Source organism: Micromonospora sp. AMSO12t, from assembly GCF_008806585.1.
Lineage (GTDB): Bacteria > Actinomycetota > Actinomycetes > Mycobacteriales > Micromonosporaceae > Micromonospora > Micromonospora reichwaldensis.
The window spans coordinates 1-430 of the sequence record NZ_WAAS01000627.1 but is presented as its reverse complement, the minus strand read 5'-3'; the positions used below and the strand labels follow the sequence as shown (position 1 = coordinate 430).

The following is a 430-nucleotide window of genomic DNA, read 5'->3' as shown; positions in this document are numbered from 1 at the left end:
GCAACCATCTTGGCGACGCAGACATCGCACATCATTCTGGTCCCGTCTTTCAATCCGTCCGACGACTTCGTCGAGCTCTTGCGCGATCTTAGCTTCTTAACCGGTGCCGTGGTCGTTTATGTCAACAGCCTGCATGGCGACGCACGCGTGTTTATCGCGGGATGCGCGGTCGGCGCAGTCCTCGACGGCGGTGGAGCAACGCTGCTGGCGAAAATGGAAGAGCATCTCGACACTATGCAAGCGGTCAGGAAGGCCGCGCCAGAGGATATCGATAGAGCAAGGAAGAGCGGAGATCGTCATCTGGCGGAACAGCTCCGAAAGCGCTCGACGCTATACCGCGACCTCACGCCGGTTCTTAAGGATCTACGAAGTAGCCTGAAGGACGTGATCGATCGCGGAGGGCTCGATCATATAATCACTGTCGAGTTCT

At 57.2% G+C, this 430-nt stretch carries 1 protein-coding gene; it reads left to right on the top strand.

Annotation, left to right across the window (positions count from 1 at the left end):
* On the top strand, positions 1-430 hold a 430-nt coding region (locus tag F6X68_RS33895), incomplete at both ends, for a hypothetical protein (protein WP_192581675.1).